General features: G+C 69.7%; 8 protein-coding genes. 5 read left to right on the top strand and 3 right to left on the bottom strand.

The features are described from left to right. Positions 1-19: 19 nt before the first annotated feature. Together B3G12_RS08340 and B3G12_RS08335 are read right to left on the bottom strand one after the other, a co-directional pair. The gene (locus tag B3G12_RS08340; protein WP_145011835.1) at positions 20-1822 is read right to left on the bottom strand and encodes an ABC-ATPase domain-containing protein; all 1803 of its coding nucleotides are present in this window, start codon (positions 1820-1822) and stop codon (positions 20-22) included. 131 nt (positions 1823-1953) lie between these two features. After that, positions 1954-3192, bottom strand: coding sequence for an MFS transporter (locus B3G12_RS08335; RefSeq protein WP_145011832.1), 1239 nt, complete (start codon positions 3190-3192; stop codon positions 1954-1956). A 75-nt stretch (positions 3193-3267) separates the two neighbouring features. Here B3G12_RS08335 and B3G12_RS08330 point away from each other — a divergent pair, with 75 nt between their 5' ends. Together B3G12_RS08330 and B3G12_RS08325 are read left to right on the top strand one after the other, a co-directional pair. Continuing rightward, entirely contained in the window at positions 3268-4317 is a 1050-nt protein-coding gene (locus B3G12_RS08330) for a hypothetical protein (protein ID WP_145011830.1), read from the top strand. 818 nt (positions 4318-5135) lie between these two features. Then, positions 5136-7799, top strand: a complete 2664-nt coding sequence (locus tag B3G12_RS08325; protein ID WP_144941373.1) for an excinuclease ABC subunit UvrA — start codon at positions 5136-5138, stop codon at positions 7797-7799. A gap of 113 nt (positions 7800-7912) precedes the next feature. On the opposite strand, the gene B3G12_RS08320 is transcribed toward B3G12_RS08325, so the two are convergent. Further along, positions 7913-9106, bottom strand: a complete 1194-nt coding sequence (locus tag B3G12_RS08320; protein ID WP_055083551.1) for a glutathione-independent formaldehyde dehydrogenase — start codon at positions 9104-9106, stop codon at positions 7913-7915. A gap of 575 nt (positions 9107-9681) precedes the next feature. Here B3G12_RS08320 and B3G12_RS08315 point away from each other — a divergent pair. The 3 genes from B3G12_RS08315 to B3G12_RS08305 form a co-directional block, all read left to right on the top strand. Continuing rightward, a complete protein-coding gene (locus B3G12_RS08315; protein ID WP_290499885.1) occupies positions 9682-11013 on the top strand; it encodes a VWA domain-containing protein in 1332 nt (443 codons plus the stop codon). A 412-nt stretch (positions 11014-11425) separates the two neighbouring features. After that, positions 11426-11956 (top strand): hypothetical protein, encoded by a 531-nt coding sequence (locus B3G12_RS08310; RefSeq protein WP_290499884.1) that lies wholly within the window; start codon positions 11426-11428, stop codon positions 11954-11956. Positions 11957-12674: 718 nt separating this feature from the next. After that, the coding region (locus B3G12_RS08305) for a transposase (RefSeq protein ID WP_290499883.1) at positions 12675-12939 on the top strand (265 nt) is incomplete at its 3' end.

Here is a 12939-nt window from a genome sequence, read left to right as displayed (position 1 = left end):
CGGGATCACGCGCTGCCCCTCATCGGCGCACCCGGTGGTAGGCCGCCACCACGTCCTGCGCACGGGGCAGGGCCAGATGGCCCGGGTGGCCGCGGTGGTGGGCCAGGGCGTCCAGTCCGTCCCGCACCACCCGCTCCAGTGCCGCGTCCACCAGCTCGGTCAGAGGAGTGCGGCCGTCGGCCGTGCGCTCGACCTCCTCCAGAAGCCGCGCAATCGCTTCCGTCTGCGAAGGGTCCACGAGCTGGCTCAGAGCGGAGAGGTCCACGTCCTCGCGGCCCCACTGGATGGTGTCGAGACCGCGAGCGCGAGCGGGTTTGTCCCTGCCGCCCCGCTGGGTGGCGCCATGGCGCGGACCGGGCCGGGAGGCGTCGTGCCCCGCGGCACCTGGTCCGGACGGGGTGGCACCGCGTTCGGCCGGGACCGTGCCGGGTGCTTCCGAGGCACCGCCAGGAACGTGCGGGCGGATCTCCCCGAAGGATGCCGCAGGACAAATGTCCTCGGGGCGCGGGAAGTCCCGCACCACCTGCCGGGCGCGGTCGGTGACATCCACGGCGCGGTAGGCGTCCATGGCCACCACCAGGTCCGCGACGTCCAGGAACGCCCCGGAGCCCCCCGTGACCAGGATGGAAGACACCCCACGCTCCGTGTAGAGGGCGCCCACGCGGTCCACGAACGGGGTGATGGGCTCGCGTTCGCCCGGAACCATGGCCCTCATCCGCTCGTCCCGCACCATGAGGTTGGTGGCGCACGTGTCCTCGTCCAGCAGGAGCACCGCCGCCTGTGCCTCGACGGCCTCCACAGTGGCGGCCGCCTGGGACGTGGAGCCGGAGGCGTTGGACGTGCTGAAGTCGCGGGTGTCCGCGCCGGTGGGCAGGTTGTTGATGAACGGCGAGACGTCCGTGTGGTTCACGGCCCGGCCGTCCTCCGCGCGCACGGACATGGCGCTCGGCAGGGTGACCACGCGTTCGCGGCCGTCGCCAGGCACGTGGCTGTAGACCCCGCGCTCCAGGGCCTGCAGCAGCGTGGACTTGCCGTGGTAGCCGCCACCCACGACCACCGTGACGCCCTCGGGGATCCCCATGCCGCTCACGGTCGACCCGTCTTCGAGCTCGAGCTCCACGCGCAGCTCCGGAGGCGTCTCGAACGGGACGGCGCCCCGGGCCAGCGGTTCGTCCCGGTGCCCCGAGGCGCGCGGCAGCACGGCGCTGTCCGCGACGAACGCCACGAGTCCACGCTGCGGCAGCTGCTTCCGCAGGTGCTGGGCGTCCAGGTGGGAGGTCACGTGGGCCTGCAGGGCGTGGGCGTCCAGGTTCTCGTACCGCAGCGCGCGCTCGACGACGCCCGGCAGCACCTCGGTGAGCAGCCGGTGCGCGGCATGGCCCCTGATGCGGCGGCCCGCGGCGGGCAGGGCGATCTCGCAGCGCACCTCCACGTGCGCATCCGTGGCCGCGGGGTCCGGCACCAGGACGGACGAGCGCTCGAGGATCTCCTGGCCAGTGCTCTGGATGGAGATCCCGCCCGAGTCCTTGCCACCGCGCGGGCCCAGCTCACGGGCGGCACGGGAGAACTGCCGGGTGAGGAAGTCCCCGGCCGCCACGCGTCGGTCCTTCGAGGCGATCAGCCCACTCGGGATCCCCGTGCTGCGCAGGGGCAGCCGCACGCGCGCGAGGGACGGCGGGGCGTACGGGTCCGACTGCACGCGGTCCAGGACGAGCTCCACCTCCCCGAGCCGCCACAAACCCTTGAGCTGCTTGTACGCGCTGTAGCTGCTGCCATCCAGGCGGGGGAGGGTCTGCGAGAGGTCCGTGCGAGGTGTGCTCATGGGTCCATCGCACCACATGTGCGGGGGCCGGGGCACGCGGCAGGGCCGCCTCCCCGTGCGGTTTCCCACAAGCAACGGGCCGGGGGACCAGGCCCAAGCGAGCGCTGCGCGCCCCGGGCCCCGTTCACATCTCAGGCTCTGCGTGCCTGCACCCGCCCGAGCACCAGCGCGGCCACAAAGCACAGCACGTATGCCCCAGCGACGGCGGCCCATCCGGCGGTGAACGCCTCCGTGAGGTCCACGAGCTGGCCCACCACCACGGGCCCCAGCGCGAAGCCCAGGTACATCCCGGTGGCCACCAGTCCGGACGCCACACCGATCCGTTCCCCGGACACGGCGGCGACGATTCCCGAGTTGATCACAACGTTTGCGGCCAGCGGCAGCGCGGCGTGGAAGGCGACGCCCAGCCACATGAGCCAGTGCTGCTGCGTCGTCTCCGCGAGCACGAGCAGCCCGAGCCCCACGATCCCGCCCAGGCTCATGACCTGGATCAGCGGTGCGGGTCTGCCGAGCCTGCCGCTCACCCGGCCCCACCCGATCCGGCTTCCGATCCCGATCACTCCCATCGCGCCCAGAAGGAGCCCGGCCACCGTGACGGTGTACCCCATGGCACGCACCGCGAACAGGGACGCGTACACGTTCACGCCCTGCGTGCCCACCGCGTTGAGGAAGGACGTCAGCGTCAGCAGCCACACCGCGGGCGGCAGCGCCCCCGACGACGCCGTGGCGGAGGGTGCGGCGGGAGAGGGAGCGGGCGGCGTCGTCGGGGTGTTCTCGCGGGCGCGGCGCTGCAGCCGGGTGACCACGGTCCACCCCGTGACGAGCAGGGGAACGCACAGCAGCGCGCCGAACAGTGCGGCACCCCGCCAGCCGAACGCCGCGCCCGCCACCGGGAACGTGAGGCCCGCGACCAGCAGACCCACCTGCACCCCGGACTGCTTCCACCCCATCCACGCGGAGCGCTGGGCCAGCGGCACGCGCTGCGCGACGATGCGGTTGGTCACCGGGTTGGAGAAGGACTGCGCGAGACCCGCAATCAGGGCCGCAACCAGCAGCATGGCGTAGGACTGCCACGTGGCGCTGAGCAGGAACGCCACCAGCACACCCCCGAAGATCAGGGTGAGCTGCACGCGGGTGTCGATGCGGTCCGCGAGCACTCCCAGCAGTGGCGCCGCGAGACCCGCTACCACGAACACCGCCGTGATGATGAACCCATACTGCCCCTCGGTGATCCCGTAGCTCTCCACGATGGTGGCGCTCAGCGCACCCACCCCGTAGTTGAACACCGGCCCGGCGGCCATTGCGGCCATGAGCACCGCCAGCAGGATTCCGGGGGCATTGCGCGTCGGCGAAGATGGGGTGCGGGTCACAGTCGATCACCCTAGACCCGCACCGCGCCCTCGACCTCCCGTAGGCTTTCTCCACGACTGAGAAAGGCGGACGCCATGAGTGACTCACTGGATCCGGAGCTCGCCCGGGCCCTGCAGGAACCGGCGCGGCTGGTGCGCGCGGACCCCGCACTGCTGGACACGGTCCGCCAGGCGGGTTCCCCTGCCCAGGCGGAACTGATGCGCCGCGTTTCGGACGTGCGCACTGTGGAGGACCGGTACGCGGCGGCCGCCATGCTCGCAGCCCTCTTCGGCCACCGCGGCCCGCTGGACCAGGCCGCCCACGGCTACGGCAGCACCCCGCCACTCGAACTGCTCGCGCTCGCGGACGTCCCGGCGCTCCAGCCCGCCCTGCGGGAATCCCTGTCCTCCCTCGTCCGCACCGGCCTGCTGGAGTGGGCCACCACCGCGGACCCTTCTCACCCGCCCCTCGAACTCGCCATGGCGGCCCGGGATCTCGGGCTGTCCGACGCTGCAGTGCTGCGTTCCGTCGCGGATCGCGCGGACCAGGTCGCCCACGACGTGGCACCCGCACAGCGGGAGCCACTGGCCCGTTTCTCGGAGGTGCTGCGCGCGGCGGCGCACAACCCCCGGGACGGTGGGGCGGCGGCGTCCGCGCCCGGTTCGATGCCGACGCCGCAGGCTCCCGTCGGCTCGCAGGGCCCCGCGGTCACGACCACCGGCATCCCGGCCTCCGAGATGCTGGGCGAGGACGAGCTGGACGAGCCCTCCCGGCCCGGACACCGCTACCCGGGTGAGGGCGTGCCCGTGCGCGACTCGATCGCAGGCCCTGGCGTCAACGCACCGCTGCAGACCTGGGAGCCGGGCAGCCTCTCGGGACGTCCCACCAGCGGCGAGTCCCAGGACGGGAACGACGCCGCCCACCCGTCCAGTCCCTCGGGCTCGTCCGACCGCCACGGACCGCCGGCGCCCCCGCGCGAACCGTCCACCAACGAGCTGTACTACGGCGTGGGCAGCGACCGGTACGCGGACCGGGACCCGGACAGCGAGCAGACCCGGGCCGAGGACCGCCACGTGGCCCGCAACTGGGCCATCGTGTTCGCAGTGATCGTGGCGGTCATCGTGGTGCTGGTGCTGCTGTTCTGACCGCGGTAGGACCGCCCCCCGCCGGGCTCAGGAGTCGAGGCCGAGGCCCATGGCGCCCAGGGTCTTGAGCAGCGGGGGTGTAGCCGCCGAAGAGGACCCCGTTGTCCCCGCTGAGCCGGTAGGTTGACCAGATCCGCCAGGCCCTGCCTGTTGCGCCCCCCGATCGGGTCCAGCTGCCCGTCGGTGAGCGGCTCGGTCATCAGCGCGTAGTCGTAGACCGGTGCGGACTTGAGCCTGTTGTGCTTGAGCAGGACGAGAACACGTTGGTGGCCAGCACGGCGCGAGGCGCCCGCACGAGCCCGGCGTCGGTGTGGGCCACCACGCCGTCACCGAGGTGCCCAGGTCGGTCGCGCGGCTGTATTCGTGGATCTCGCCACCCAGCTCCGTGACCACCCGGGCCAGTTTGGCGGGGTGGACCATGGCACACGTTCGCTTCCTCCACCGCCGGCGGGGTGCGTGGGGGCGAACCTGCCCACGCACTGCGCGCTCATCCAGGAAGACGCTGGAACCGTCCTCGGCAGTGGGCTCGTTCAGCCACCGCACCCGGTGAGGCTCCCCGGCCAGGTTGAGATTACCCGTGCGCTCGAATTCCACGTCCTTCCCATGGTGCTCAATCGGGGCGAGCGCGGCCCCGGTCCGGGTCGCTCTGCGGGGCGTTCGAGCAGCACTCGACTGCGCCCCGTGGTCGGCGGTCGTGCGGCGCCCGCGGGGATGTCGACGGTGCCGAGGACGCTGTATGGCTGGTTGTCCCCCATGCCGGACACCTCCGAACGGCAGGTCCGCTCCGTCTGACGGCACCCCCGGGTAGCGTGGACCAGGTGACTACTGAACAGAACGACACCGCATCCTGGCAGCACGGCGTAGTGGTGCGCGGCGCGCGCCAGAACAACCTCCGGGACGTCTCTCTGGACCTCCCCCGGGACGCCATCGTGGTGTTCACGGGGGTGTCCGGCTCGGGGAAGTCCTCCCTCGCCTTCGGCACGCTGTTCGCGGAGTCGCAGCGACGCTACCTGGAGTCCGTGGCGCCGTACGCGCGCCGGCTGATCGACCAGGCGGGTGTCCCGGACGTTGACGTGATTGAGGGGCTGCCGCCCGCCGTCGCGCTCCAGCAGCAGCGCGGCGGGGGTGGAGCGCGCTCGGACGTGGCCACGGTGACCACGCTGTCGAGCCTGGTCCGGATGCTGTACTCCCGCGCCGGCTGGTACCCGCCGGATCAGGCCATGCTCTACGCGGAGGACTTCTCCGCGAACACCGTGCAGGGCGCCTGCCCCACCTGCCACGGGATCGGGCGGGTCTACGAGGTTACCGAGGACACCATGGTCCCGGACCCGTCGCTGACCATCCGCGAGCGCGCTGTCGCCTCCTGGCCCGTGGCGTGGGCGGGGCAGAACCAGCGGGACATCCTGGTCTCCCTGGGCTACGACGTGGACACTCCCTGGAAGGACCTGCCGAAGAAGGACCGGGACTGGATCCTCTACACCGAGGACCGTCCCACGGTGGGCGTGTACCGCGGGCTCACCCCGAACCAGACGCGCAAGGCCCAGGAGGAAGGTGCGGAGGCCACGTACCAGGGCACGTTCATCGGGGCGCGGCGCTACGTGCTGGACACCTTCGCCAACGCGAAGAGCCCGAGCACCAAGAAGCGCGCGGCCCAGTACCTCACGAGCGAACTGTGCCCGGAGTGCCACGGCAAGAAGATCAAGCACGAGTCCCTGTCCGTGACGTTCGAGGGCCTGGACATCGCGGAGTTCTCGCACCTGCCGCTCGCGCGCGTGGCGGAGATCGCGCGCTCGGTGACCGCGGAGGACTGGACCCCGGGTGAGGCCCAGCACCTGGAGGACCACCTGCTCGACGCCGAGGCCCGCGCCGCCTCCACCGCCTCGCGGGTCGCGGAGGGAGGTGCCTCGCACGACGCCGCACCGGACGTCCGGCGCACCCCGAACCTCTCGGTGGAGAAACGTGCCGCCGCGCAGCGCCTCGCGGCGGACCTCGTGGCGCGGCTGGAGCCCATGATCGACCTGGGCCTGGGCTACCTCTCCCTGGACCGCACCACACCCACACTCTCCGGTGGTGAGCGGCAGCGGTTGCGGCTGGCCACCCAGCTCTCCTCCCAGCTCTTCGGGGTGGTCTACGTGCTCGACGAGCCCTCCGCGGGCCTGCACCCCCGGGATCTGGACGCGCTCATCGGGATCCTGCACGGGCTCAAGGATCGCGGCAACAGTCTGTTCGTGGTGGAGCACTCCCTGACCGTGATCCACGAGGCGGACTGGCTCGTGGACATCGGCCCGGACGCCGGCGAGCGCGGCGGGCGGGTGCTCTACAGCGGTAAGCCGAGCGGTCTCGCGGACGTTCCCGAGTCCGCGACACGCCGCTACCTCTTCGCCGAGCATGCGCCGTCGGCCGAGGCGCGCGAGCCCCGCACGCCGCAGGGGTGGCTGCAGCTCGAAGGCGTCACGCGCAACAACCTGCGCGGCCTGGACGTGAGCCTCCCCGCTGGGTGCCTCACCGCCGTCACCGGCATCTCCGGCTCGGGCAAGTCCAGCCTGGTCAGTCAGGCGCTGCCGGTGCTGGTGCGCGAGCGGCTGGGCCACGGCGGCCAGGAGGACACGGAGATCACCGGGGACCCGGAGGCGGACCTGCTGACCGCCGACGACGCCGCGGACGAGGTGCGCGGGCACGTCGTCTCCCTGCCGGGGAGCGTGCGGCGCGTCGTCGTGATCGACCAGAAGCCCATCGGGCGCACCCCGCGCTCCAACGTGGCCACCTACACCGGGCTGTTCGACGCCGTCCGCAAGCTCTACGCGGCAACCGACGAGGCGAAACGGCGCGGCTACAAGGCCGGGCGGTTCTCGTTCAACGTGGCCGGCGGTCGCTGCCCCACGTGCGAGGGCGAGGGCAGCGTGATGGTGGAGCTGCTGTTCCTGCCGAGCATCTACGCACCCTGCCCGGACTGCCACGGCACCCGCTACAAGGCCGAGACTCTGGAGGTGCTGTGGCGGGAGCGCTCCGTGGCGGATGTGCTGGCCATGAGCGTGGACGAGGCGCACACGTTCTTCGAGGGCGAGGACGCCATCCACCACACCCTGGGCGTGCTTCGGGACGTGGGACTCGGCTACCTCCGGCTGGGCCAGCCCGCCACGGAGCTCTCCGGCGGTGAGGCGCAGCGGGTCAAGCTCGCCTCCGAGCTGCAGCGGGCCTCGCGCGGGGACACCCTCTACGTGCTGGACGAGCCCACCGCCGGGTTGCATCCCTCGGACAGCGACCGGCTCATGAACCATCTGCAGGGCCTGGCGGACGCAGGCAACACGGTGGTCATGGCCGAGTTGGACATGCGCGTGGTTGCCCAGGCGGACCACGTGGTGGACATGGGCCCCGGTGCGGGAGCCGACGGCGGCCATGTGGTCGCGGCGGGCACGCCGCACGACGTCGCCGCGCACGCGGACAGCGCCACGGCACCGTACCTGAAGGCCGTCATGGCCTGACGGAGACCTTCTCAAGCAGCGACGAGCCCCACCGTGAGTGCCGTACGGTGGGGCTCGTCGTCGTCCGCGGTTCCTCCGTCTGTCCGGACTCGGTCCGGTCAGACGGTGGCTGCTCAGGCCTTGATCATGCCGTGCGGGTCGATGATGTACTTGTCATCCGAGCCCGCGTCGAAGGCCGCGTAGGCCTCAGGCACCTCGTCGAGGCTGATGACCTTGGTGTTGAGCATCTTGCTCAGGTACGGCATGCGGTCCCAGAGGATCGACATCATGAGCTCACGGTTGTAGTGCATGATGGGCGCCTGGCCAGCAGAGATGCGCGGGGACTTGATCCATGCCTTGCCGAAGTCGATGGGGTACGTACCCTCCTGCTCCGCCTTCGAGGACGCCAGCGGATCCGGGCCGTAGACGCCGATGATACCCGTGGCACCGCCCGCGCGGGTGGCGTCCAGGACCTGGTTCACGGCATATGCGGGATCCGTCTTCTCCGCCTCGGAGCCGATGCCGTGGGCCTCGGTGCCCACGTAGTCCACCGCGCAGTCGACCATGGGCTCGCCCAGGATCGCCTCGATCTGCTCGGTCAGCGGGACGTCTTCGGAGAGGTCGATGGTCTCGCAGCCGTTCTGCCGCACGAGATCCAGCCGCTCCTTGCTGTAGTCGCCCACAATGATGCAGGACGCCCCGAGCAGCCGTGCCGCGGCGGCCCCGCAGCGGCCCACGGGCCCGGCGCCCGCGATGTAGACCGTAGAACCGGGCTTGGCGCCCGCCTCCATGAGGCCGTGGAATGCGGTGGGCAGGATGTCGGAGAGGAGAGCGAGGTCCCGGATCTTCTCCATGGCCTGGTCCCGGTCCGGGAAGCGCAGCAGCTGGAAGTCCGCGTACGGCACGAACATGTACTCAGACTGTCCGCCGTCCCAGTTGCCCAGGTTGAACCCGTACGCGGCGCACGCGGTGTCCGGGTTGGTGGTCTCGCACACTTCGGTGCGTCCGGCACGACAGTTACGGCAACGGCCGCACGCCACGTTGAACGGCACGGAGACGAGGTCCCCCTCGCTCAAGAACTCGACGTCCGAGCCTACTTCCACGACCTCCCCGGTCATCTCGTGGCCCATGCGCATGCCCTCAGGCACGGGGAACGAGCCGCGGTAGATGTGCAGGTCGCTACCGCAAATGTTCGTGGCCACGATCCTGAGGATGACGCCGTGCGGGGCCTTCTTCCCATTCGGCATGACGAGCTTTGGGTACTCCACCGTGTCCACCTGCATGTTGCCGGTGCCGTGGAACACCACTGCGCGATTGCCATTTGCCATCGTCTTAGCTCCTTTGGGCCTGCCGCATCGTAGAGCACGCAGGCCATAGGTGACGGTGCCGCCAATCGGTAGCACCGCGCTCATATTCGCAAAAACCAAGGAGAGCGCCAGCATTCGTCGGAACGGCCGCCTCGGTGAGAACCATTCCCCAGCGCGCTGTGAACGATTCTCATCGCACCCTCGAATGAACGTTGGGCGAACCCTGCGCCACCCTGCGCGCAGTGGCGCCATGAACCTCGACATCCGCCGCGCGCTCCCCGACGACGACGGCCCGGAATTCATGGTCCGCCTCAAGGCCACGGGGAGGGGCATGCGGGTAAACCCCCGTGCGCGGGATCGGACCGGTCTCGGTCGCACCCGAGCGGCAGTGGGAGGGCATCGGGTCACGGCTCATGACGGAGCTGATCCGTCTCGCGGACCCGGGACCGCAGGTGGCCGACGCGTTGTCCCCATCTGTGCCGATACCCGGATGACCCCGCACCGGGTCCCGGCCACGTAGTGTGGTTTCCGAGTGGGTGTCGGGGCCCGGTAGCGCCTCGGCGCAGGCCTGCCGCCTGGGATGGGGGACCGAGACGATGACCGAGCCTGGAATGCACCGAGACCGCGGGGCGCACCGCGCCGAACGCCGGGGGCTGAGCCGCACACTGCTGATCTGGCTGGCCCTCGGGGTGGTGGCCGTGCTGCTCCTGCTCGCCGCGATCTTCTTGATCCCACGGGGGGACAACGACGCGAGCGGCGATCCCACGGACGGCGGCTCTCCGACGGCGTCCGGCGCCTCCGGGGAGACGAGTGGGGGCGGTGACGAGCCCGTCGTCGTCGCCGGCTCCGAGACGGACGCGAAGACCTGGTCCGCCGTGCTGCAGGACCCTGCCGTGGAGCTGGGCGCCCCGGGCGAGGACACCGGGACCCGCGAGCTGATCTCGCGCGCGCTGGGCGAGGTGCAGGTCGGCCAGGCGGACCGGTCGGTCACCGAGCAGGCACTGAAACGGCGGGCCCGCTCCGAGGGGGACGCCGCCCCCGTCCAGGACGCAGCACAGCGCCTGCAGCAGATCGCGGAGGACCCTGCACCGAGCTCTCCGGCGCCTGCAGACCCGAGCGCCCCCGCCTACGCCGCGGGTGCAGAGCACCCCTCGGCCACCGTGGTCACGCGCGGCGAGTGGCAGGACTACCGCGCCCAGCACGCGGACACCTCGCTCGTGGCCAGCACCCCGGGCAGCCGCCCCGTCTCGGAGGCTCCCACCGCGGATGACGCCGCTCTGACGCATGCCCTGGAGCAGTGGCAGCACCTCGCGGAGCCTTTCCACGCGCTCGTGGCCATCGACATCTCAGGTTCCATGGGCACCACGGCACTGCCCGACGGCTCCACGCGCATGGACCTCACCAAGGCCGCAGCCGCCACTGCCGTGGGGCTGTTCCCCGAGCACGATGCGCTTGGGCTCTGGACGTTCGAGCGGCACCTGGACGGAGACAAGGACTACCGGTCGGTGACCCCCGTGCGCGAGCTCTCCGCACCGGTGGGCGGCGGTACCCAGCGGGACCAGCTCTCCCGGGACGCGCAGTCCCTGACGTTCTCCCCGGACGGCTACACGGGGCTGTACGACACCACCCTGGCTGCCTACCGCCAGGTACTCCACGACGACGCCCCAGATCACCTGCGCACGGTGATCGTGCTCTCCGACGGCATGAACCACGACCCCGGTTCCATTGCGCTGGACGAGCTGCTGAGCACGCTGAAGGCCGAGCAGGACACCGAGAACCCGGTGCGGATCATCACCGTGGGGGTCTCGAAGGACGCGGACGCCACGGTGCTGCAGCAGATCGCGGAAGCCACCGGTGGCTCGTCCCATGTGGCGCGTACGCCGCAGGACATCCAGAAGGTGTTCGTGGACGCGTTGACGGGGGCGTGAGGGGGCGCCGCCGGGCGCGTGCGCAGCGCATAAGGAGAGGTTCTGCCCCGATTATCGGCCATTCCGGGGGGGGGGTGTGGAGCTGCACCTCACGCCCCATATTTAACATCATGTCTGTTATGAGCGTTTTTCCGCCCCCCCCACCCACCCTCATCCCGCGAGATGATGGCTATCGTGCCACCACCAAAGATGTATCGGCTTTGCAAGCCGTAAGCCCGTTTGAGGATGAAGTCAAACCGGTTGGTCATTTCAAAATTTCTGAAGTCTAGCCAAACGGCCAATTTATGTAACTATTTGGCAGCGGTGACCCTCCTGTGTTTGCGATCACCACGGCCTCCTCCGTAAGTTCTCGTGATGCACACTAATCACCGCGCCACCAGGAGCGGCTCTCTCCTTGGGACTACTTGGCGGTATGGCCGCTGCGTCAATGGCGGCCGAAGCATCTGCCCCTCAGGCACAGCAAGCGAGCCAGGCCGACGTGGCAAAGGTTCAGGGGAACATCAAGAAGGTTGATGACTCCAACATGGCGTTCCGTCTTTCCAAGGGCGACAAGCCTGCCCAGGATGGCTCTGCTGTGGTCGCCAAGGACGGTACCAAGCAGGCGCTTCCCTCTCAGGAGAAGGACGAGAATGGCAAGACCGTCGCCTTGAAGTGCGCGGAAAAAGACGGCGTTGTGACAATCAACGTCCTGCAGTGGAATCCCAAGACGAGGGCAACCAATAATCCGATGGCGACTGCAGCCGTGAGCAGAGGCTGGAAGTGCGCACTCGGCACCGGCGGGGGTGCTGGGACCGGGGACATCGCAGGTGGCACTGCCGGGGCTACCATCGGCAGCGTCGTGCCCGGGGCCGGAACTGCTGCAGGATGGGCCACTGGCACCGCCATTGGCGGGGCCGTTGGCGGTGGCGCTGTGGGCGCTGTGGGCGCTGCTGCATCCTGCTGATGACCTGGAAGGACTGCAAGTGAACCAGCAAAGAACTGGCATGTATGCAATCATCGCAGCTTGGGTCAGCGTTGCCCTCGCCTTGGCTCTGACGCTTTCAAATGGGGGGCCGTTTGTGGTCCTGTTGATAGCTACAGCAATCATTGCGATTTCGGTAACATCGTACTGGGCCAGAAAATCGCAGCATTTGAGTTGAACCCGATCGCTCCCGGCCAGAATCCTTAGGCCGGGGGCGATTTCTTGTAGGCCTATTACTGTTCCTTCGGACGCTGCCGTTGCCACTTGTCGTAGTGGGATGAGCAGTACCCCCTGCCCTTGACCGGCTGATCGCACCCCGATGCAGGGCATGCATGGCTCACGGGTCCAAATTTCGAGGTCAAGGCCCCTCCCCTGACGAGCACGCGGCTACGGTGCAGTGCTTCGGAGGCCTCTTTGCAGGAGGAGCTGGAGCTGCCACCGCAACTAAACTGCTAGCCCGGATCGTTCACGACGCCGCGGAGTGATCGGCGCGTAGAAGCACGGAAGCGCCTGCACAGCAGGGGAAACTTGTGATTGCGATGTCCCAAGTTCTCCGCGTTGGAAGGCACTCCGTAGGTGAAGCGTACTTCGTGGAAGACGGGCCTGTCCGTGACGGCCGACGGTGTGGCGCACGCTGAAGTCGATGACGCCCGGTCGACGGAATAAGATCGCGGCCGCCCGTGCTCGGGTCCGGCGCCACATGTGGGCCCAACTGCCCGGCGGCATCCCGGCCTCCAAGGTCGCCGGGACCAACCTCGCCGACGTCATCGTGCTAGAGATCGACGCCACGAGCGTGATCGCGCACAGCCAGAAGGAGAACGCGGCCGCCACGTTCAAACGGCCCTTCGGCTACCACCCGATCGGGGTTTGGTGCGACAACACCAGTGAGTTCCTCGCCGCCAAGCTGCAGGCAGGCAACGCCGACGTCGCCTCAAGATCCCGGAGTCATGGCCCTGGGCAACCGC

Source organism: Kocuria sp. UBA5001, from assembly GCF_002398425.1.
In the GTDB taxonomy this organism is placed as follows: Bacteria; Actinomycetota; Actinomycetes; order Actinomycetales; family Micrococcaceae; genus Kocuria; species Kocuria salsicia.
The sequence above is the reverse complement of the archived record's forward strand: the minus strand, read 5'-3'. Positions and strand labels throughout refer to the sequence as shown.

Coding starts and splice junctions, on each gene's coding strand:
- B3G12_RS08340 (WP_145011835.1), bottom strand. CDS start 1,822: ATGAGCACACCTCGCACGGACCTCTCGCAGACCCTCCCCCGCCTGGAT.
- B3G12_RS08330 (WP_145011830.1), top strand. CDS start 3,268: ATGAGTGACTCACTGGATCCGGAGCTCGCCCGGGCCCTGCAGGAACCG.
- B3G12_RS08320 (WP_055083551.1), bottom strand. CDS start 9,106: ATGGCAAATGGCAATCGCGCAGTGGTGTTCCACGGCACCGGCAACATG.
- B3G12_RS08315 (WP_290499885.1), top strand. CDS start 9,682: ATGACCGAGCCTGGAATGCACCGAGACCGCGGGGCGCACCGCGCCGAA.
- B3G12_RS08310 (WP_290499884.1), top strand. CDS start 11,426: ATGGCCGCTGCGTCAATGGCGGCCGAAGCATCTGCCCCTCAGGCACAG.